At 54.0% G+C, this 20,501-nt stretch carries 18 protein-coding genes; 11 read left to right on the top strand and 7 right to left on the bottom strand.

Features of this window, described 5'->3' with window-relative positions; translation table 11 throughout:
- Positions 1 to 49: 49 nt before the first annotated feature.
- From Enr10x_RS06100 to rpmF, 6 genes are all read right to left on the bottom strand, one after another.
- Positions 50 to 1,351 carry a beta-ketoacyl-[acyl-carrier-protein] synthase family protein gene (locus Enr10x_RS06100; protein WP_145105001.1) on the bottom strand — a complete coding sequence of 434 codons (1,302 nt, stop codon included), beginning with the start codon at positions 1,349 to 1,351 and terminating at the stop codon, positions 50 to 52.
- A 417-nt stretch (positions 1,352 to 1,768) separates the two neighbouring features.
- Entirely contained in the window at positions 1,769 to 3,013 is a 1,245-nt protein-coding gene (gene fabF, locus Enr10x_RS06095; RefSeq protein ID WP_145448447.1) for a beta-ketoacyl-ACP synthase II, read from the bottom strand.
- Positions 3,014 to 3,096: 83 nt separating this feature from the next.
- Positions 3,097 to 3,330, bottom strand: coding sequence for an acyl carrier protein (gene acpP, locus Enr10x_RS06090; protein ID WP_002649181.1), 234 nt, complete (start codon positions 3,328 to 3,330; stop codon positions 3,097 to 3,099).
- A 392-nt stretch (positions 3,331 to 3,722) separates the two neighbouring features.
- The gene (gene fabD, locus Enr10x_RS06085; RefSeq protein WP_145104997.1) at positions 3,723 to 4,631 is read right to left on the bottom strand and encodes an ACP S-malonyltransferase; all 909 of its coding nucleotides are present in this window, start codon (positions 4,629 to 4,631) and stop codon (positions 3,723 to 3,725) included.
- Positions 4,632 to 4,684: 53 nt separating this feature from the next.
- Positions 4,685 to 5,686, bottom strand: a complete 1,002-nt coding sequence (plsX, locus tag Enr10x_RS06080; protein ID WP_145104996.1) for a phosphate acyltransferase PlsX — start codon at positions 5,684 to 5,686, stop codon at positions 4,685 to 4,687.
- 6 nt (positions 5,687 to 5,692) lie between these two features.
- A complete protein-coding gene (rpmF, locus tag Enr10x_RS06075; protein ID WP_145037464.1) occupies positions 5,693 to 5,872 on the bottom strand; it encodes a 50S ribosomal protein L32 in 180 nt (59 codons plus the stop codon).
- Positions 5,873 to 6,141: 269 nt separating this feature from the next.
- Between rpmF and Enr10x_RS06070 the strand changes: the two genes are divergently transcribed.
- Positions 6,142 to 7,392, top strand: coding sequence for a tetratricopeptide repeat protein (locus tag Enr10x_RS06070; protein WP_145448446.1), 1,251 nt, complete (start codon positions 6,142 to 6,144; stop codon positions 7,390 to 7,392).
- A 3-nt stretch (positions 7,393 to 7,395) separates the two neighbouring features.
- Here Enr10x_RS06070 and Enr10x_RS06065 read toward each other — a convergent pair whose 3' ends face one another.
- Positions 7,396 to 8,544, bottom strand: coding sequence for a prenyltransferase/squalene oxidase repeat-containing protein (locus Enr10x_RS06065; RefSeq protein WP_145448445.1), 1,149 nt, complete (start codon positions 8,542 to 8,544; stop codon positions 7,396 to 7,398).
- A gap of 364 nt (positions 8,545 to 8,908) precedes the next feature.
- Here Enr10x_RS06065 and Enr10x_RS06060 point away from each other — a divergent pair, with 364 nt between their 5' ends.
- The 10 genes from Enr10x_RS06060 (at position 8,909) to Enr10x_RS06015 (ending at position 20,501) form a co-directional block, all read left to right on the top strand.
- A complete protein-coding gene (locus Enr10x_RS06060) occupies positions 8,909 to 9,202 on the top strand; it encodes a hypothetical protein (RefSeq protein ID WP_145448444.1) in 294 nt (97 codons plus the stop codon).
- Between the two features lie 166 nt (positions 9,203 to 9,368).
- A complete protein-coding gene (locus tag Enr10x_RS06055) occupies positions 9,369 to 10,841 on the top strand; it encodes a PP2C family protein-serine/threonine phosphatase (protein ID WP_197997496.1) in 1,473 nt (490 codons plus the stop codon).
- Positions 10,842 to 11,023: 182 nt separating this feature from the next.
- Positions 11,024 to 11,944, top strand: coding sequence for a DUF1559 domain-containing protein (locus Enr10x_RS06050; RefSeq protein ID WP_145448442.1), 921 nt, complete (start codon positions 11,024 to 11,026; stop codon positions 11,942 to 11,944).
- A gap of 42 nt (positions 11,945 to 11,986) precedes the next feature.
- Positions 11,987 to 12,955 (top strand): DUF1559 family PulG-like putative transporter, encoded by a 969-nt coding sequence (locus Enr10x_RS06045; RefSeq protein ID WP_145448441.1) that lies wholly within the window; start codon positions 11,987 to 11,989, stop codon positions 12,953 to 12,955.
- Between the two features lie 94 nt (positions 12,956 to 13,049).
- Complete coding sequence (locus tag Enr10x_RS06040; RefSeq protein WP_197997495.1) at positions 13,050 to 14,573, top strand: DUF1549 domain-containing protein; 1,524 nt, start codon at positions 13,050 to 13,052, stop codon at positions 14,571 to 14,573.
- Between the two features lie 17 nt (positions 14,574 to 14,590).
- Positions 14,591 to 15,868: a DUF1501 domain-containing protein gene (locus tag Enr10x_RS06035; protein ID WP_145448439.1), complete on the top strand. Its 1,278-nt coding sequence runs from the start codon at positions 14,591 to 14,593 to the stop codon at positions 15,866 to 15,868.
- On the top strand, positions 15,865 to 16,734 hold the full coding sequence (locus Enr10x_RS06030; protein WP_145448438.1) for an EF-hand domain-containing protein: 870 nt from the start codon (positions 15,865 to 15,867) through the stop codon (positions 16,732 to 16,734). Before Enr10x_RS06035 ends, Enr10x_RS06030 begins: the two co-directional genes overlap by 4 nt.
- Positions 16,735 to 16,800: 66 nt before the next feature.
- Entirely contained in the window at positions 16,801 to 18,171 is a 1,371-nt protein-coding gene (locus tag Enr10x_RS06025) for an IS1380 family transposase (protein WP_145104163.1), read from the top strand.
- A gap of 152 nt (positions 18,172 to 18,323) precedes the next feature.
- On the top strand, positions 18,324 to 18,962 hold the full coding sequence (locus Enr10x_RS06020; RefSeq protein WP_145448437.1) for an EF-hand domain-containing protein: 639 nt from the start codon (positions 18,324 to 18,326) through the stop codon (positions 18,960 to 18,962).
- Positions 18,963 to 19,166: 204 nt separating this feature from the next.
- Positions 19,167 to 20,501, top strand: coding sequence for a glycosyltransferase family 87 protein (locus Enr10x_RS06015; protein ID WP_197996409.1), 1,335 nt, complete (start codon positions 19,167 to 19,169; stop codon positions 20,499 to 20,501).

Genomic DNA, 20,501 nt, shown 5'->3' with positions numbered 1-20,501 from the left:
GTCAGGCCAAACCTGACGGGGCTCTTTTTTTCGATGTCTCTGTTAAGAATCAGACGCCGCAGATTACCGAAGCACTGGCCTGCCCAAAGGTCGTCGTGCTGATCTTCAGGAACAGCTTGTTATCTGTCGGCAGCGGTTCATTTCGAACCACATTCAACGGACAGTTCGTATCCTGAGTTTCGTAGTTCAAGGTTGCTGGAATCACTCCCTGCTTCAGCCCCACCAGTGAACCACTGGCCTCAACAATACCACAGGCAGAACCGGAATTGCCGAAGTAACTCTTCAGGGCCGTTACGGGAACTTCATTCGCTTTATCACCGAAGATATCGCTGATCGCCTGGTATTCTTCAACGTCCAGCCTGGAATCTCCCAACCCATGAGCGTTGATGTGACCAATATCTCCCGCTTCCACACCTGCGCGCTTGAAGGCCAGTTTGATTGCGTTGGCGATTGAAACACGGGTCTCGGGAGTACCATCGCGATTTACGACACAGGAAGCACCAGTCCCCAAAAGTTCGCCCCAGACCTTGGCCCCACGCTTCTCAGCATGGGACTTTTCTTCCAGCAGCAGCGAGCAGGCCGCTTCCCCTGCGACCTGACCATTGCGCGCCTTGTCAAAAGGCCGGGACCGCTTTGAAAATTCCTCAGGTGAGTCAGCCAGTTCATCCCACAGTTTTGCGTGGATCGATTTCACCTCATGAACCCGGGTTCCGGTCACGCCAGCAACCATCACGTCAGCCCAGTCGCGTTCAATAATCCGCTGTGCCTCTCCCAGCACAAGATTTCCGGACGCTTCAGCCTGGGTAATGGAGTTACTCGGACCACGGGCATCCATCACGATTCCGATATGGCAGGCCGGCATATTCGGCAGATATTTCAGCAACCAGAGTGGTTCCATTTTGGGAAGCCCCTCTGCCCCCCACCGTTCGTAATGGAACTCGGTACCTTCAGTACATTCCATGCACGCGGAGTAAAGAACCTCGGGAGGACTGAGCATCAGATTCGCCCCGAACTCAATTCCGAAACGTTCGCTGTCAACTGCTTCCAGATCAATACCTGAATCATCCATCGCCAGATTGGCAGAAGCGACTCCCAGTTGAATTTCGCGGCACATCACCTTCAGGCTCCTGCGCTGCTGTTTCAGATACACTTTCTTGATCGTGCTGTCATTGAAATCAGCAATCTCAGCCACACAGGAATCTGGAGTTGCCAGATAAGAGTACATCTCCGATTTCTTAATGCCTGAAGTACCCGACATCAGACTGTTTTGAAACGCTTCTGCTCCAATTCCGATCGGGCTGAGGATTCCCATCCCGGTGATCAGAATACGACGTCGTGATTCTGTATTCATTTGAATCTCTTTAGAAAGTCCCGCTTATCAAATCTGCCGGCTGCCTGTGAATAATGTAACTGCATCGTAGAGGATAATTCGGCCCAGACAAGACTTTTGCCTGCTCCAGTAACAAAAACCCCTATCCCAAGGGCAGATCCTGCTGATTTTCAGGAAGTTGGGACGAAACGCTGACTGCCTGACTCTCCGTTTGAACCCAGCTCAACGACAGAGGGCAGACATAAATACACTATCCAGACCCAGTAAAGCGCCTGCAACAGGAGATAGTCAAGACAATCAAGGCTGGTTTTTCAAGCCTGAGGCGACCGTGAGATCAAGATTTCATTGGGAAATTCTGACGGAACCAGCAGGTCGCTCAATGACAGTGCATCACATATACATACGACCACATGCGATAACGCAAAAACCTGTCCCGAATCAGGACGCTTTCTGCAGAATCAGACAGGCATTATGCCCGCCAAAACCGAAGCTGTTTTTCATCACCCGCTCCAGCTTCATTTCGCGTGGCTCGTTCGGGATATAATCGAGATTGCATTGCTCGTCGGGGTTATCCAGATTGATCGTGGGAGGCGCGACCTGCTCCATCAGAGCCTTAACACCTACGACAAATTCTACTCCACCCGAAGCCCCCAGCAAATGCCCCAGATGCCCTTTCGTGCTCGAAACCGGCATGGATTTCACATGAGACCCGAAGACCGTATTGATGGCGACCGTTTCAGCAACGTCACCCAAGGGAGTACTGGTACCGTGCGTATTGATGTAGTTAATGTCTTCCGGATTCAGGCCGGCATCTTTGATCGCATGCAGCATGGCACGAGCAGCACCACGCCCTTCCGGATCGGGAGCCGTCATGTGGGTTCCATCTGCAGACATTCCGTATCCCACAACTTCAGCCAGAATCGGCACGCCCCGCTGCTTTGCATGCTCGTACTCTTCCAGCACGATAATTCCGGCACCCTCCGCCATCACAAACCCGTCACGATCGCGATCGAAGGGACGGCTCGCTGCCTGGGGATCGTCATTCCGTGTCGACAGAGCATTCATCCGGGCAAAACCGGAAAGGCCCATCGGTGTTACAGCTGCTTCGCTCCCGCCGGTCACCATGATGTCAGCCACATCGTTTTGAATCAGCTTGAAAGCATCGCCTATCGCATTAGTGGCGGAAGCACAGGCCGTTGCCACAGCACTGTTAGGCCCCTTCAGTTCATACGCCACTGAAATATTTCCGCTGGCCGCATTCACCATCAGCTTGGGAATCATGAAGGGAGAAACACGAGCCGGCCCCTGATTGTAGAGTTTGTCGTGCTGGTTTTCGATCTCATTCAAACCGCCGATTCCACTGCCAATCAGAACTCCTCTGCGATAGGGGTCCCCCTCAAAGTCTTCCAGTTGTGCCTGGCGGTAGGCGATATGCGCCCCGACCAGACCGAACTGGACAAAACGATCAACGCGTTTCAGGTCTTTCGAGGAAAGATTGGTATACTCGGCTGCATTGAAATCTTTGATTTCGCCGCCAAAACGGACTTTGTAGTCGGAGCAGTCAAAGCGTTCGATAGGACCGACACCACTTTTGCCAGCACACAACTTGTCCCAAAACTCTGAGACATCTAAACCCAGAGCCGTTACGACAGAAACTCCGGTAACGACGACTCTCCTGCGCATCCGAGAACACTTCCTACAATGAAAAGACAGGACCCTGTAGATTCAAAACACTTGACGTACAACGCTGATCAGTCTGTGATCAATCAGCTGGCTTTTTCTGTGATGTAGCCCACCACATCGCCGACAGTTTTGATTTTGTCATAGTCATCATCAGGAATGGTTACGTCGAATTCGTCTTCAAATTCCATAACCAGTTCTACGATGTCGAGCGAATCGGCCTTCAAGTCGTCGATAAATTTGCTGTCGAGTGTAATGTCTTCTTTGGGATGGCCTAACTGCTCGCTTACGATACCAACCACTTTTTCTTCAATTGACACGCTTCTTCTCCTTCACCGTCTTAGTGATTTTTTTACTTTTTCTATGGCTGGAAACATCTTTACCATATCAACTTGAATGGATTCACCAACAGTTGTAGCGATGATATATCCAGTTTCCCGATTTATGTAAACCTTAAAATGAGACAAGAATTATGAGTCTTGTCTACTCCACCAGAGTTATCTCTTAATTAGCGTCGACCAACTTTACCAGTCTGACAACGCCCGATTTTGACTTCTGGTAGAATTTCCCTGTCGGGCTTCCGTAAGTTGTTGTAGCACAGATCGATAGATTAGATCAAGCTCTGTCTTGCCAGGTCCGATGAACCGGAACACACCACTGTCCGTTTGCATGCACCTTTCCTGAAGCCTCGATCCTGCCTCGCACCCTCTCCCTATGAATCGTTGACAGTTTCACAGGAAATCTTGCGGTTGATCCGCTTCATCAGCCCCTTCAGAACCTTACCGGGACCGATTTCGTAGAACTCGTCAAAACCATCATCCAGCATGGTTCGGATCGAATCTTCCCAGAGCACCGGACTGAGAACCTGACGAATGAGTAATTCGCGGATCTCATCCGGATCTTCATGGATTTTAGCATCCACATTGGAAATCACAGGGATTTCCGGCTTTTTCAGCCCCACTCCCGCCAGCGCTTCTGAGAGCTTGCTGTCGGCCGGTTTCATGATCTCCGTATGAAAAGCACCGGCAACCGCCAGGGGGATAGCACGCCCCCCTTCCTGCTCAGCCAGTTCAGCAGCCCGCTCACAGGCACTGTTCTCACCAGACAGCACAATGTTTCCGGGGCACAGGTAATTGGCAATCCAGATTTTGCCCGCGGCTGAGGCTGCTTCACAGATCTCTGCCACTTTGTCTCGATCCAGCAGCAGGACACTGACCATTCCAGAAGGATTGGCATCCGCTGCAGCCTGCATCGCCTCACCGCGTCGCTGAACGACCCGCAGACCATCTTCAAAACTCATGGCCCCGGCAAACACGAGTGCGGTATATTCCCCCAGGCTCAAACCAGCGGTCATTTCGCACGCCAGAACCTTATCAGGAGCATCGGCCCGCAACATTTCCAGGGCCGCCAGGCTGGTCACAAACAGGGCAGGCTGACTGATGACAGTGGAATCCAGCTCTTCGCTGGGTCCTTCAAAGCAGATCTTCGCCAGATCGTATTGCAGAATCTCCGCAGCGCGATCAAACAGCTCTTTCGCCGCCGGATATTTCTCGACAATGGTTTTACCCATACCTACATGTTGAGCACCCTGTCCGGGAAACAAAAAGGCAATTCTGCTCACGGGTCGATCCCTCTAATTTGATACTGCGCTGATCTAGTTATGACGCCGTTTCCTCAAGCCACTGGCTTTTGAGCCAGATGTTCGGCGATCTGCGAATTGATGCCGCGATCCTTGAACATGATACTTCCCCTCAAGGCATTCGTGATTGAGTGGGCATCACTGGAACCATGACAGATAATACAGATTCCATCAATGCCTAACAGGGGAGCCCCACCGGTTTCATGGTAGCGGAACCGCTTGGCCATTTCCTGAAATGCCTGAAGTGCCTGGCCCTTTTCCTTGTCCAGGCTGCCTAAAATCTGATGGGAAGCTTCCTTCATCAGGAATTCAGCCATCCCTTCGCTGACTTTCAGCACCACGTTTCCGACAAATCCTTCACAGATCAGAACGTCTGCCTCGCCCTGGTACAGACCACGGCCTTCGACATTGCCCACAAAGCTCTCTTTGAGCGGACTCTCGGTCAACAGACGGTAGGTTTCACGATAAAGATCATTCCCCTTCACATCTTCGCTGCCGATGTTGATCAGGCCGACTTTGGGGGATGCGACTCCCAGCACCTCGCGGGCATAAATCTCGCCCATCACAGCGTACTGGTAAAGGTGTGCCGGGCGTGCCGAAGGGTTTGCCCCCACATCCATCAGGACGGCATGGCCGGCTACGGTTGGCAAAGTGACAGCAATTCCAGGACGCTTGACTTCTTTCAGAAAGAGTCGCGTCTTCAGCCCTGAAGCAACAACAGCCCCGGTATTACCTGCACTGACAACCGCATCCACTTCACGCGCAGCCATCAGTTTCCAGCAGACCGAAATCGAACTGTCCGGTTTTGACCGCATGGCTTCGGTAGGCTTCTCTTCCATGCCCACCACCTGACTGGCATGCACGATCGACAGACGCTCTCCGTTGTACCCGGAAGCCTCGATCTGTGACTCAAGAAGATCCTGCGGACCGACCAGCACCACTTCCAGAGCGGGTTCCGCCTGCAAGGCATCAATCGCTCCCTTTATGTTCGGTTCGGGAGCAAAGTCGCCTCCCATTGCATCCAGTGCAATCCGCATTGATGCTTAGTCCTCAGTATCAACGATGGTACGCCCCTGATAGAAACCACAGTGAGGGCAAATGGCATGAGAAGGGGACGCGGTACCACATTGGGGACAATAGGTGGGCTTACTAGCCTTCACACCATTGTGACTGCGTCTCTTACGAGAATTGGATTTTGACATCCGTCTTTTGGGAACTGCCATGAATCAGACCGCCTTAAAACACCTGACTTAACTTAAACTGTATTGAAACAATAACTTACTACATATTTATCATTCAGTGAGCGCACCGGGATCACTCCCGCCCACTTTTCTGACAGGAATCGAACATACTACGCAATTTTTAAAACAACTGTCAAGCTACAGGGCACACATCAGACGATATCAAAAATGATATTTTTCGTTTGTAACACCTGACAAAACATCAGTACACATTATCACCAGCCATCAGATCAGGAAGATCGAGAGTTGACATGACGGAACATCGTAGCAATCGCCCCATTTTCCAGTCCCTGCTCCTCGCCATCACGGCTCTGACAACCTGCCTCACCACATATGAACACCTGTCAGCTGCGGCCGGGCCGATGACACCCCAGGAACTGCAGGCGTTCGGTAAACAGATCCAGCAGACCGCTTATTCGCAGGACGCTGCCAAATTCCGTGCGCTCTTCGACTGGAAAACCTTTATCAATCGGGTGCTCGGCGATTATGAACAGAATCCAGCTGTCAAACAGGCCCTCCAACCGGTCCGTCAGCAGTTGGAAACAGCTTACACGGAAAACAACCAGGGCATCGACTCAGAAATTCTGGCTGAAGTTGGTAGTGGTGCCGACTACCGCTTCCTGGCCATGCGGAAGGAAAACAACGAGTTCAAAGTGATTTTCCGTTTCCTGCGTCCAGACTGGACCCTGAATTACCAGGCACTGATCATTGAAAAGCAGGCCTCTGGTGAACTCAAGATTGTCGACATCGACAGCCTCTCCACAGGCGAACTGATTTCCCAGTCTCTGCAACGGCTCTACCTGCCGGAGATCTACAAGGCACACCTGGACGTCAAAGACAAGCTCTCCCAGGAGGAAACAAGCCGCATTATCAGCCAGAAAAAACGCTACGACTTTCTGACGGCCGACACCGAAAAAACGGATCCGTTCCAGAACTATTCACAACTCCCCAATCAGTACAAAAACGATAAGACCGTTCTGCTCTTTCTGGCTCAGAATACAATCGAAACAGAAAACGACAAAAAATATCAGTCTGTCCTGGGCGCGTATCGCAAATACCACCCACAGGATCCGGCTTCCGAACTGCTCAGCGTCGATTACTTCACGATGACGAAACAGTACAAGCTGGCCATCGACAGTCTGGACCGCCTGACCGCTGCCATTAAAACTACCGATCCCTATCTCTACTCCGTACGGGCCGGGGTACTGATCGAAATGGGCGACACCAGCCTCGCTGGAAAATACGCCGGCAAAGCTTCTGAACTGGAGCCGGACCTCCTGCAGCCCTACCTGCACCTGATTAACCTCTCGGTCATGCAGGGCCAGTTTGACGCGACAATCAAATACCTGGAGATCCTCAACAACAAGTTCGGCTTCGCCTACGAAGACCTGGACCTGAGTGATCTGGAAAATTTTGACAAGTTCACTGCCTCTCCCCAGTTCAAACAGTGGCAGGCCGTCAAAAAAGTGGCTGCCCAACCGAAACAGGGATCGGTTAACTGAACCTCAGCGGGAGCTCGTCTGCTGCAAAACCGGAAGTGCATTGCATTTTTTGAGCGCCAGCAGGGGATAAAACGTCCCGCTGTAGGTAATGAAGTGCCAGCGATCGGTATTCAGCGACCGCGTCCACCAGCGCCCCGAATCACGCTGATGCGACAACAGCCACTGGATGCCTTTCCGGATCTGCGGGTCATCGGCTTTCACGCCACTCTCCCGCAGGACCAGAATCGCCAGTCCGGTCTGGTGGCCGTCACTTTCCAAGTTCTTCCAGTTCCTGGTGGCAGAGTCAAATTCCGGCTCGGCCTGCAGTTTCTCAGCCCGGTTCCCCTTCCCCCAGGCACCGGGAGCAGCAAACGTCCGCAGTGACCACCCCCCGTCGGGCAGCTGGTGCTTCCGCACCATGGAAATCAACGCCTGTTTTTTCTCAGCTGTGAGCAGCTCCGGATAATCTGCCGCGGTCCATAACAACAACAGACGACCATAATCGTGTGGAGGCTCCGTCTCTTTCAAATAGGTCAGCAGGCGTTTGATTTTCCCTTGGAGTGCTTCATCCTTAAGAGCTTCCCGCCACCCGGGTGCCGCGGCGATCGCCTGAGCAGCCACGGTCGCTCCCTGATAACTGCTCGACTCAAAAGGGGGCCAGCAGTCAGCATTGCCCCAGCTGCCGTCATCCGACTGCACACTCAACATGAACCGCAGTGCCTCATCCGTCTCCGGGGAAAGTTTGCGGCTGACATGCTGATCCCATTTCGCCAGACCGGCTGCCACATAAGCGATCTGCGTCGGACGAATACCGCTTAGCAAGCGTTCCCGATCCTGCCCCTGCAGCTTGCGCAGTTCTGCCACAAAAAAATCACGCATCGCTTTTGTCGGCGGCCCCAGTTCCGCAGTCAACTCGGGACGTGAGATCAGATACATCCCATTCGTATGACAGCTCACGCATTTCCGTTGGGCCGACCAGGCAGCGGTCCCCTGCTCCAGATAACGATCCGCGCGCTCCAACGAAAACTCCTTCAGAACCGGTTCACCCGCGCTCGCCTCTGGTATCTGGATCTCTGGCGACTTGTATTGAAATTTCGCCTCCGGTGGTTCCGCCTGCACCACTGACACACTTGCACTCACCAGAAGCACACAGAAATATCGAAAAACGAACATCGACCAGACTCCCTGCTTTAATGCCACCTGTTTGTTTCACTCAGACAACACATCAGCATATCCACATATTTTCTCAGCGACCACTTAAAAAGTCCAAAAACAGGAACCGGTTCAGTTTCTTTTCTGCAGAGACCTTCTCTCTCTATGGCATGAGTAGTCCCCCGACAACACTGCGCCCTAACACCTTTTATAACATTCACTTAAGAGAGATCGCACCAGGCAGCCCCAGGTCTCCCCTTCAGCACATCAACTTGCAATCGAAAAAAAATCGAACCTCCGTTGCAGAACGCCATTTTTTCTTCAATTTACCTCACTGGAAAAGCTATACTGGTATGTAACCCGCCAGCGCTCACATGACGAGGGAATGATGACCGTTCGGCGAATTTTATGGTTTCAGGCTCTGATCGCTGTCAGTTTAATTTTGATGCTCCGCTGCATCAGCCTGGTTCAACATCCATCAATGCTCTATAACCTGATGGAATTCCTGGGAGTGCTGCTGGCACTCTACTCGATCTACCTCTTTCCCATCATTGCCCTTGTGGGCCTCATCCATCGTGAGCCCTCCGAACAGCCAGAGCTCGCGATCACCTGGTCACTACTGGCGGGAGTTGTTCTGTACGGCATCTCCCTGAGCATCGTCCTCCCCATGGCAGTGTAGGTAAGACAGCATCAAATCTGTACATGGAATGCCTGGACCATCATTCTTTCCTGCATCGGGACAGACTGTTGTGTTTTGCACGTCACAACACTAAAAGAGAGAGAGTAGTTTTCTCACCGTATCCCAACTTTACATGATAAATTCAGGGCCTCAAACCACAATCAACATGGATCCACCACAACAGCCCCGCCCCAAACGAACCATTCGCTTTCAGCTCCTGCTGGTTGTGAACACGGTTCTCGGCATTTTTGTGGTGGTCTTCCTCCTGTTCTCTTATCAGCGTGATCTCGCTGCCCGCCTCAATGACAAACGCATAGCCCTGGAAGAAGAAGCAGCCACCATCGTCCCCACCATCCTCGAAATGCGGCATGAAGGACAGGCGGAAATTCAGGAATACATCAATACCATCCACAAGCAGATGCAGGAGATCCACGCCCCCGAGCATCATATTGTAGTCACCTTTGATAACCAGCAACGGCCCCCCATTTCCGACGCCGGTCAATCAGAAGATCTGATCGCAGTCATCCTTCAGGCAGCAGAGTCCACCGGCAACCTGACCCAACTACATGATTCCGAAATTGTGGTGGGAACTTTCCACGAAAACGGGGTGAGAGTCTCAGTCTCTGAAACCGTGGACAGTGTTTATGGCGCAGTCTTTTCGGAAGTCCTCAACCGCCTGACCGGCTTCATCGTTCTCGCCCTGATCACGGGAATTGTGATCAACCTGGCCCTGACCTATATCGTCACGCGTCCCCTCGACCAGTTGATGCAGACCGTTCAGCAGATTGGCCAGGGACAGCTGGGGACCCAGTCAGAAACCTTCCACAGTATGGAACTCAATTATCTGACCCATGAAATCAACTCCATGAGCGCCTCACTGGCTGCGGTCGAAAAAGTACGACAGCGTCAGATGAACAAAGCACGTAAGATTCAGGAAAACCTGCACCCCCGCAACATCAAAGTCCCGGGGTTGGATGTAGCAACTATTTACCACCCTGCTGACGAAGTCGGGGGCGACTATTACGACGTTCTGCACCTGGAAAATGGTGCCTGGCTGTTCTGCGTCGCCGACATCACCGGGCACGGCATCTCTGCCGCCATGAGCGCTGCGGTCCTGAAAACCCTGCTTATCCAGGCCAGCGAACACTCCTGCGCCCCGGCTGAAATCATGGAATTTATTAATCGCCGCTTTACCGTTATCAGCCCGGTCGGCGAATTCGTCTCCATGCAGCTGATCTCAATCAAGCCTGACACGCATGCCATTGACTACGCCAGCGCAGGGCACGAGCCTGCCTGCCTGCTCACCGCAACGGGAGAAATCTCCGACTCGGAAACAACCGGACTGCTGGTCGGCATCGAAAAAGAGGCCTGCTGGAATACCATCTCCCTGCAGCTAAAGCAGGGAGACCGACTGCTGATGCTGACCGATGGCGTCAGTGAGACTCATAACCCCGCAGGGGAAATGTTTGGTCGCAAGCGACTGGCTGCCCTGTTCAAGGAGTGTCAGCACCTCCCGGTGGCAGAAACTGCCGAGCAGATCCGCTCTCAACTCTCCCACTTTCGGGCGGGCGGAGCGCAACAGTACGATATCACCATCCTGCTACTCGAAATGACAGCCCCTGATCCTGAAGAAAACTGAGCCCCCTGCACGTCGACCACACCGACATTCGTGTCGATCCAATCGTCACGCCGACAGACGTGAAGCTTCATTTTACCTGTCAAAACCACTGAATCGGTGTCAATCACGTTTGGCACAACTGTTGCGACAGTTTTATCCCTCACTAATCTGACTCTGATCCACCTTGAGGGGGAACTGATCTCGTGGCACGATTGCCTGTCAGAAAACTGCGTACTGGTTTCACGTTAATTGAACTACTTGTTGTCATCGCTATCATCGCGATTTTAATCGCACTCCTGCTGCCTGCGGTGCAGCAGGCGCGTGAAGCAGCCCGGCGAATGAGCTGCAAGAATAATCTCAAACAGATCGCCCTGGCAGCTCATAACTACGAATCTACCTTCACGGTGCTGCCTCCCCGTAGAATCCTTTCTAAAGGGAACCGCCGCGGCTGGGGACCATCAATTCTCCCCTACCTGGATCAGGCGAATCTCCAGGGACAGTACGACTTCAACAAAAACTTCTACGATCCTGAAAACGCAGCCAACATCAAGGTACCACTCAAGGTTTTCATGTGCCCCTCCGCACCGGGACCACGTCCTATCACGGTTGACGTGAGTGGCGTTTCATCAGAAGGCATTGCCGGTGATTATTTTGGACCGAACAGTTTTCGCTCTGATAAATATGGCGTTTCGTCTTTAAGCGGAAACAACCAGATCACCGCCCTGGATGACCTGCCACGCACACGTAAGTTTCGCGATATCATTGATGGAACCACGAACACCATGCTGATCACCGAACAGGCCGGTCGACCTGACTTTTATATTCGCGGAATCAAACAACCGGACAATTCCGGCTTGAGTCAGGCAACCAGTTGGGGCTCCTGGCCCTCGTTCCAGGTTTTCCAGGTACAGGTCTTCGGCAGCGATGCGATCACCCGCGATGGCCCCGGCGGCACCTGTTCCATCAACTGTAACAACAGCCAGGGAATCTACAGCTTCCATGTTGGAGGCGCACAAGCCGCCTTCGCGGATGGATCGGTTCATATGCTCTCAGAATCGATCGATGCCAACATTCTCTTTGCCCTGATCACCATTAACGGCGGAGAGATCATTGGGGAACTCTAATCCCGACCTCCACATCACTGTCTTTTTATTGAGATAACAACTATGCGAGAGTGGTTCAATCCTCTAGAAATTATCGTTACGATCACGTGCGTTACGCTCCTGACGGTCATTCTGCTCCCCGGCATGCTCGCGGCCCGGGATACGGCCCGGGAACAGTCCTGTCAGGACAGCCTGCACCAGCTGGGTACGGCATTTCTCGACTACGAAAAAGTTCACGGTGGCCTGCCTCCACGACGTTCCGGATTCAATGACGGTAATCCCTATGGGGGCTGGGGGGGATACGTCCAACCCCATCTTACCCTGGGAGACAAAGCAGCCGCATACGACACCCGCTACGATTTTTTTGATCCCCAAAACAAGCCCATCGTAGAGACACAGCTGTCCGTCTTTCTCTGTCCGGCCAGCCCCGCGGAGCGATTCGTACAAATCCAGTCTCAAGCCTCCACCAAGTCCCTGAATCCCGATAAGGAAACAGTTTATACCTGCAAAGCCGCGGCTGTGGATTTCATCACTTCCAATGGCGTACAGATGGCAGGCAGCGGCTATGGCATCAATGCCATGGGAAAAGAGGGGCGTATCGGCAATCAGCGCCAGCCGATGACTGACAACCATGATCTTCCCCTGTCAAAAGTGACGGACGGTCTCTCGAACACACTCCTGCTGATCGAACAGGCCGGTCGCCCTGCTGCCTGGTACAACAGAGAAAAACAGCCAGGCGACGGACAGTTTGGCATGAGCCCCAATGCCCGCGGCGCCTGGGCAGGCTGGGGATCGATCTCCTTCGGCGCAGTAAACCCGGAGACCGGTCAACGCCCGCCGCGCGGAGACAGTACTGATTGCAGTGTCAACTGCAACAACTGGCTCGGGATCTACGGCTTTCATAAAGACGGCGGCAATGTTCTGTTCTGCGACGGCAGTGTGCGATTCATCGGTAAAAAACTGGATCCACTCACTTTTGCTTACCTCACCATTCGAGACGACGGGCACCTGATTCAGCATGACGACTTCTAAATTGAAACTCCTCTCCGCTTCGTGCGAAGATCGAAATCAACATACGACATCCAGACAGGCACGCTTGGGACGAACAGTCTGGATTTGTCTGTGCATGGCAATCACAGCTGTCAACACCTGCCGGGCCGAAGAGATCACCCCGACTCAAATTTCCCGCCTGATCGATCAACGCCTGGGAATTGACAATATAGACCAGTCGCGTTTCGCAACTGATGCCGCGTTCCTGCGTCGCGTCACCCTGGATCTGGCTGGTCGGATTCCCACGATAGTTGAAGTGCATGATTACCTCGGAAATACTTCTGAATCCCGCCGCAACGAAGCCATCAATCGACTGATGCACTCAGGTGTTCATTACCGGAACATGGCCACTTTCTGGCGTCGCTCCTGGGTCCCCCAGGCCGACACTCCGGAATTTGATTCGGTAACTGACAACTTTGAACGCTGGCTGGTACACCGTCTGCAGCAGGGAACACGCTACGACAACCTGGTAGTCGAAATTCTGACTCTGGACCAGTCCGGCGTTTCCCCAGACAGCATCACTCCTGTCGGCTTTTATGATGCCAACCTTTCTAAACCAGAGAATCTGGCTGCCAGTTCCACCCGGGCCTTCCTCGGGATCAATCTTGATTGTGCCCAGTGCCACGACCATCCTTTTTCCCGCTGGACCCGTGAGCAGTTCTGGCAGACCGCCGCCTTCTTCGCTCCTCCCGAAATGGGCAAAGAGGATCGGCCACAGCCTCCTAAAGTGCGCATCCCGGACACCAAACTCGAATTTGAACCTGCCCTGCTCTCTAAAACGGAAATCAAATGGCCCAGACAGCTCGATTCTGTGTCGCTGCGGTTGATCCTGGTCGACTGGATGAAGGCCAATCAGGAACAACTGCTGGCCAAAAACGCCGTCAATCGGCTCTGGGCTCACTTCTTCGGAGAAGCGATCATCGAACCCATCGATGACCTCAGCCGTGATGAATTCCAGACCGGCCCCCGCGCGAAACTGCTCAGCGTCCTGTCCCAGGCCTTTATCGACAGTGGTTACAACCTGGAGACTTTAATAGAAGGCATCGCCGGCTCTCACGCCTATCGACTGTCAACCGCTCCGCCGACAGCGACTGTGGCTAAAACAGTTTCCGGTGAAGATAAAAAAAATGATGCGGCTCTCCACATCGTCAAATCGACCGTACGCGGACTCACCGGAGAACAGCTCTACGACAGCCTGCAAACCGCAGCCGGCCTTCCCTCCGAACGCCACGATGTACGCGGCGGATCGGAACGCAGCCAGCGGAGTGAGTTCTCGACTCAATTTCACATCCAACGTGCTCACAGTGCTGAGCGCTCGATTACACAGTCACTGACTCTCATGAACGGCACATTCGTCAATGAGCTCACGTCTAAAGAAGGAAATCTGATGCTCGCTTCTCTGCTGAGTTCCCCTTTCATGACCAGTGCAGAGCAGACAGACACCGTTTTCATTGCGGTCCTGGGTCGCCATGCGAAACCGGCGGAGCTCCTGGCGGTAGAGCGCAGCTTCAAATCACATCCGGACACCTCGCGCGAACAGCATCTGGGTAACCTGTTCTGGGCCCTCATCAATTCGTCTGAGTTCAACACCAACCATTGAGAGAATTGATATTTCCTATGGTACATCAACAATTTTCACGACGGACCGCTTTAAAAAATCTGGCACTGGGGGTCTCCGCCTGGTCGACATCCAGCTGGCTCCCCGCCCTGGCAGATGTCGCTGCTGTCACAGAGAAAAAAACCAGGTCGGTCATTCTGATCTGGCTCAACGGCGGCCCCGCAACAATCGATCTCTGGGACCTCAAGTCCGGACATCAGAACGGCGGACCGTTCAAGGAAATTGAGACCAAAGTTCCGGGCATGAAGATCAGCGAGCATCTTCCCGACCTGGCTGCCCAGGCCTCGGATTTCTCCCTGATCCGCTCCATGTCCACACGTGAGGGAGATCACTCCCGCGCCCGTTTTGTTTCCATGACCGGCTACACACCACAGGGGGCCATCAAGTTCCCCGCCTTCGGATCGCTGGTGGCACACGAATTCAATGTCGAAAATGACATTCCTTCTTACGTTCATATCGGAGGGAGACCGGCAGTCAGCGGAGGCGGGTTCCTGGGACCACAGTTTGCTCCCTTTGTGGTCGGCAGTCGCAGTCGCCGCAGAGGTCCCGATAGCTCCGACCTCAAGGTCGCCGACCTCGCTCCCGTCTCCCCGGATCAGCAATCAGAACGCCTGCAGTTGCAGTCCGAATTACGATCACTGTCTGCAATGCCCACATCACTGGTCACCGACGCCTTGGATTCGGCCCGTGAACGGGCATTGCGGCTGATGAATCCCAAAGCCGCCTCGGTCTTCAACCTCGAAGAAGAAGCAGCTTCACTCCGCGAAGCTTACGGCTCCAGTTCATTCGGTCAGGGATGCCTGATGGCCCGCAGGCTGGTAGAACGGGGCGTCAGTTTCGTGGAAGTCTCCCTGAATGGCTGGGATACCCACTCCAACAATTTCGAACGCGTAAAAGAACTCTCGCAGACCCTGGATCGCGGCTGTGCCACACTGCTCAAGGATCTCCGCGAGCGGGGGCTCCTTAAGGATACACTGATTGTCTGTCAGGGCGAATTCGGTCGGACCCCCAGCATCAACGGCCAGGACGGGCGGGATCACTGGCCCGCCTCCTGGGCGATGATGCTGGCCGGTGCGGGCATTCGCGGCGGCCAGGTAATTGGCGAAACCAGCCATGACGGCAGGGAGATCAAAGCAAAACCGACCCGCACTGCAGATCTGATGGCAACCATCTTCCGCGGCATCGGTCTCGATCCCCGCAAACAGAACATGTCGAATGTCGGTCGCCCTATTCGACTGGCAGATCCGGATGGCACACCGATTGAGGAACTACTATGAGAATCGCGTTGATCTTTACCCTTGCCATCCTGATCGTGGGAACCGAAACCCAGTCAGGAGAGACAAAACCGCAACCGCCTGCGACCACAGTGCTGGAACTAAGGGAAGCTGACCACCCCCACATGATTGACGTTCAGGTCACCGTTGACGGCCAGCCGTTCGATGACTATTGGACCAGTATCTTCAATGCCATCTTCGATTTCGCTGACACAGACGATAATGGTGTTCTGAATGAACAAGAGATCCGCCTGGTCCCCTCCGCCCGAGCCGTCCGTTTATCCCTGGGTAACGCCTTCACACCTCCTGTCGCCGCCATTCAGTCTTTGAATGAAATCCTCACAGATCCATCTCAGAAATGCACGAAAGAACAACTCCGACAATATTATCAGCGGCATGGTGCCGGACGGCTTCTGATCGGTTCCGGCAAGCTGCCTCATACCGCAGCGCTCACCCAGGCACTGCTGCAAGCACTCGACGCTGACAAAGATCAACGCCTTTCACGGACAGAACTGCAGAGAGCAGAAACGGCCCTGCGACGGCTCGACACCAACGATGATGAACTCATCGGCGTCGGTGAACTGGTCCCCAACGCAACTTACCCGGGCAGCTGGGCTGCGAATGCACTGCAGACAGGCAGTGAGGTTAACCTCTCTCCGTCAGGTCAACCACGTCTGGTTCTGAAGCGACGAAACACACAACTCACCAGTCACCCTGATGACAAAGCGATCTGGCAGATCTCAGTCGCCGACAGATTGACTGACCAGCCCCTGCAGGTCTCGACCAGTAAAACACGTTGCCTGAGCTGGAGCATCCCCGGCCCCATTAACCCGCATTTCCCAGATGACTTCCTACACTTTGGCACGTAATTTGCGCCACACCCCTACAAAACAAGGTTATTCTGCCAATTCATGCCATGCTGACAGGGGAACTTGATGGGTGACAGCCAAAACCAGGATTTACGGGTCAGTTTTGACAGCCGATTGAAGCTGAAGTTCTGCGGCAGTCAGGTCACCACCGATGCGGGACTACTGGCCTATCGGGAACTGGATGCAGCGCTCGGTCTGACGGAAATGGGCGGAGATGTGCTGAGCGATTCACGCCCGGGCCGCAACAAGCAGCACCAACTCGTGCCGCTGTTGCGTCAGTCGATCTACAGCCGACTGGCAGGCTACGAAGATGTCAATGACGCTGAGCGCTTGTGTGTGGACCCGGTGCTACGCCACGTGGTTGGCGGAAGGGCGAGTCAGCCGGATAAACAAGCGGCGTCAAGCAGCGAGGTGGGCCGTTTCGAGACGCAGATACTCAGCACGCAGCGCAATCTCACGGCACTGATGAAGCTCTCCGGACGCTGGATCAACAACCTCCACCGGCGGCGACCGCTCAAAGAACTCATCCTGGATCTGGACAGCTCGGTCAGTGAGACCTACGGCCGGCAACAGGGCGCGGCCTACAACGGCCACTTTGCATGCCTCTGTTACCATCCGCTGTTTCTGTTCAACCAGCATGGTGATCTGGAGTACGCGATGCTGCGGCGTGGCAACAAGGCCAGCGCGAAATACTGGCGGAAGGTGCTACTGCCGGTGATCGAACGGTATCGGCATTTGGACATTCCGAAGTTCTTCCGCGGCGATGCGGCGTTCGCCATTCCAGCGCTGTATCGTGTGCTGGAGAAAGCAGACTATCGTTACGCCATTCGCCTCAAAGCCAACGCCGTATTGGAGCGGGAAATCTCGCATTTGCTCACCCGTCCGGTCGGACGGCCTTCCCACAAGCCCAAGGTCTGTTATCACAGCTTCCAATATCAAGCAAAATCATGGCAGCGATCGCGTCGCGTGGTGGCCAAAGTTGAGTGGCACGCAGGCGAACTGTTCCCGCGTGTTGGATTCATCGTGACCAACTTGAACCAGCACTCGAAGAACGTCGTGAAGTTCTACAACGGTCGGGGCACCGCCGAGCAGTGGATCAAGGAAGGCAAGAACGCCGTCAGATGGACGAAGCTCTCCTGCCGGACGTTCAAAGACAACCAAGCTCGGTTGCAACTGTTCGCCTTAGCTTATAACCTCGGCAATTTCCTGCGGCGGCTGGCCTTGCCCAAGCCTATACAGAACTGGTCGCTGACGACGCTGCGGGAGAAGCTGGTCAAGGTTGGGGCCAAGGTAACCCGGCATGCCAAGTACGTATTCTTTCAACTGGCCGAAGTGGCTGTGCCACGGAGATTGTTCGCCGCAATTCTTGATCGGATTGCACGACTGGCAATTCCGCCGCCGGTCACGCATGACGTGAAGCGGAAGTATATCAAATAGCGAAAAACGGGGTTCCTCACAGAGAAAGTCTGCGCAGAAACCGTGTTGACTACTGAAAAATGATTCGCTCGGGCAGCAATTTCCGGATCTCAACAACAGAGGCACAACAAAAGTGGCGAAAAATCACTTTGTTTTAGACACGGGGGACCGCAGTGGTTACAATCAAAGAAAGTCCATGCCTGGAGTGGTTTCAGGCTGATCCATATGGGAAATCTCGGATTAATGAACTTTTTGCGCAGCTCCGTGAGGAAATCAATAACGCGGACCCCGAACCACCGAAACCTGAAAAAGGCGCGCGTTCTCGGGACCGTCGCCCCTCCCGTGCCTGGCTGACTCCTCTGGGAGACCGTAACGGTAATGGCATTCTATCTCAGCAGGAAATTGATCAATGGTTAGGCCTGCAGCAGCAGTTGATTCACGGCCAGTTACTCGTCAGCATCTATTCCGGCGGCGGTCTGTTTGAGTTGCTGGACACCAACCACGACGCAGCCCTTTCCATTCGCGAGCTGAGGAATATGTGGCAGAATCTGGAATCAGCTGCCTGCACTGCAGACAGCCACGTCGAACTCCAGCAGGTTCCCCAGGTTGTACTGTTTGTCGTCAGCCAGGGATATCCTGATCAACTCGGCAGGAGGACGACTACTGATGTAGAGTGGTTCCGCCTGATGGATCGTAACCGGGATGGTGACGTCTCACGCCGCGAATTCACCGGTTCCCCCGCCGCCTTCGATCGACTCGATCAGGATCATGACAGCCTGATCTCTCCCCGCGAAGCAGCCAGACAGGATTGAAAACACCTGCCTGCGCTGATCACGTCACCTGAACATCGCCTGCGACGGTTAAATCTTCACGAATTCTCGACCTGCACTGGACATCAGGGTGCTATACACGGTTTAATGTCCAGCAGTCAGTCTCCGGACTGGAAATCCCGCCAAACCCCATGACAACAGGATCTTAATGCGCAACTCGTTACGCCCCTGTTATCGGAGTTATTCGTGTCAGATACTATCGTCGCTCAACAGAATCACTGGCCTGTTGCACGTAAAATCCTGTGGGTCATCCTCTTTCTGTGTGCCTTAGCCGTCTTTGCACCTGGCTATATCGCCGCCCTCAGGCCCGCCGACGGTCAGGTCTTCGATTTCTTCAAAGAATGGGCCTCCGTCCAGAACCGGCTGACCGGACAGCCCGTCTACGCGGACCAGGAAATCGCCCTCGAAAAACACTTGAACCTCAAACTCTCTACACCCGGCACTTTTTTTGACCGCTATAATACTCATCCTCCCTCAGCCAACCTGATCGCGGTCCCCTTCGCCTGGCTCAGCTACCAGGAGGCGCAGCTTGCCTGGAACCTGACGGCACTCGGCATGCTCGCCCTCTCACTTTACTGGATCGTGGAGGGGCTCAAGATCCAGATGACCTTCTGGACCACCCTGGCACTGCTCACCCTGCTGCTCGCCACAGACCCACTTCAGCAGACTCTGATCCAGGGGCAACCCAATCTGCTGCTGGGACTGCTCATTGTTGGTGCCTGGCGGGCGGGACGTTCCGGAAAATCGGTCCTGGCAGGCTGTTGTCTTGGCCTGGCCACAGCAGTCAAAATCTATCCGGCTTATTTGTTTCTCTATTTCCTGGTCCGTCGCGATATCCGTGCTCTGTTCGGAGGGGCGCTCTCGCTGGGACTCATCACTCTGCTCACAGTCGCCCTGTTTGGCACCGAAGCCTATCACGATTATCTCTCAGTCGTCCTGCCTTCGCTCTCTGATGTGACGAACAACTGGGGTAATGCTTCACTGCTGGCCTTCTGGGAACGGCTCTTTGAAAAATCCTCCGACAGCGTGCTGCCTGTCGTTAATTCTCCCTCGCTGCTGAAGTTTGCCGTCTGGTCTTCCTGGATCGCTCTGACTGCACTGGCAGGCATCGCTGCCTGGCGAACTCGCAATTCGACGTTCGATGACCAGGCTTACTCGATCTCCATCGTCGCCATGCTGCTGATGACCCCCACCACATGGCATCACTACTTTATTATCCTGCTCCTGCCGATCGGACTCCTGCTCACCATGTACTCCCCTTATTCGGGGAAACGCTGGCTGGTCAACCTGCTGATCGTCGCCCTGGCCATCAGCCCCCGCCTTGCCTGGGCATTGTTCATTTCCCGTCAACCGGCAACTCCGGGATCGGGAGCCACCCCCTGGGAACAGGGAGGCATGGTCGCCCAACCCTGGCAGTCGCTCACAGCCCTCTCTTACCAGTGCTATGCCCTGCTGCTCTGCATCGTCATGCTCTGGCCTCTGCCCGAACTCGAAGAAGAATCAGCCAGCCTGGAGGGTTGA

It is taken from the genome of Gimesia panareensis (genome assembly GCF_007748155.1).
GTDB classification, from domain to species: Bacteria; Planctomycetota; Planctomycetia; order Planctomycetales; family Planctomycetaceae; genus Gimesia; species Gimesia panareensis.
This window is presented reverse-complemented; position numbering and strand designations above follow the sequence as displayed.

Bases quoted from the DNA above. Each gene is read 5' to 3' on its own strand.
- Enr10x_RS06045 (WP_145448441.1), top strand. From the start codon at position 11,987: ATGCGAGAGTGGTTCAATCCTCTAGAAATTATCGTTACGATCACGTGC.
- Enr10x_RS06100 (WP_145105001.1), bottom strand. From the start codon at position 1,351: ATGAATACAGAATCACGACGTCGTATTCTGATCACCGGGATGGGAATC.
- fabF (WP_145448447.1), bottom strand. From the start codon at position 3,013: ATGCGCAGGAGAGTCGTCGTTACCGGAGTTTCTGTCGTAACGGCTCTG.
- Enr10x_RS06065 (WP_145448445.1), bottom strand. From the start codon at position 8,544: ATGTTCGTTTTTCGATATTTCTGTGTGCTTCTGGTGAGTGCAAGTGTG.
- Enr10x_RS06055 (WP_197997496.1), top strand. From the start codon at position 9,369: ATGGATCCACCACAACAGCCCCGCCCCAAACGAACCATTCGCTTTCAG.
- Enr10x_RS06070 (WP_145448446.1), top strand. From the start codon at position 6,142: ATGACGGAACATCGTAGCAATCGCCCCATTTTCCAGTCCCTGCTCCTC.
- Enr10x_RS06060 (WP_145448444.1), top strand. From the start codon at position 8,909: ATGATGACCGTTCGGCGAATTTTATGGTTTCAGGCTCTGATCGCTGTC.
- Enr10x_RS06040 (WP_197997495.1), top strand. From the start codon at position 13,050: ATGGCAATCACAGCTGTCAACACCTGCCGGGCCGAAGAGATCACCCCG.
- Enr10x_RS06025 (WP_145104163.1), top strand. From the start codon at position 16,801: ATGGGTGACAGCCAAAACCAGGATTTACGGGTCAGTTTTGACAGCCGA.
- rpmF (WP_145037464.1), bottom strand. From the start codon at position 5,872: ATGGCAGTTCCCAAAAGACGGATGTCAAAATCCAATTCTCGTAAGAGA.
- Enr10x_RS06030 (WP_145448438.1), top strand. From the start codon at position 15,865: ATGAGAATCGCGTTGATCTTTACCCTTGCCATCCTGATCGTGGGAACC.
- Enr10x_RS06035 (WP_145448439.1), top strand. From the start codon at position 14,591: ATGGTACATCAACAATTTTCACGACGGACCGCTTTAAAAAATCTGGCA.
- plsX (WP_145104996.1), bottom strand. From the start codon at position 5,686: ATGCGGATTGCACTGGATGCAATGGGAGGCGACTTTGCTCCCGAACCG.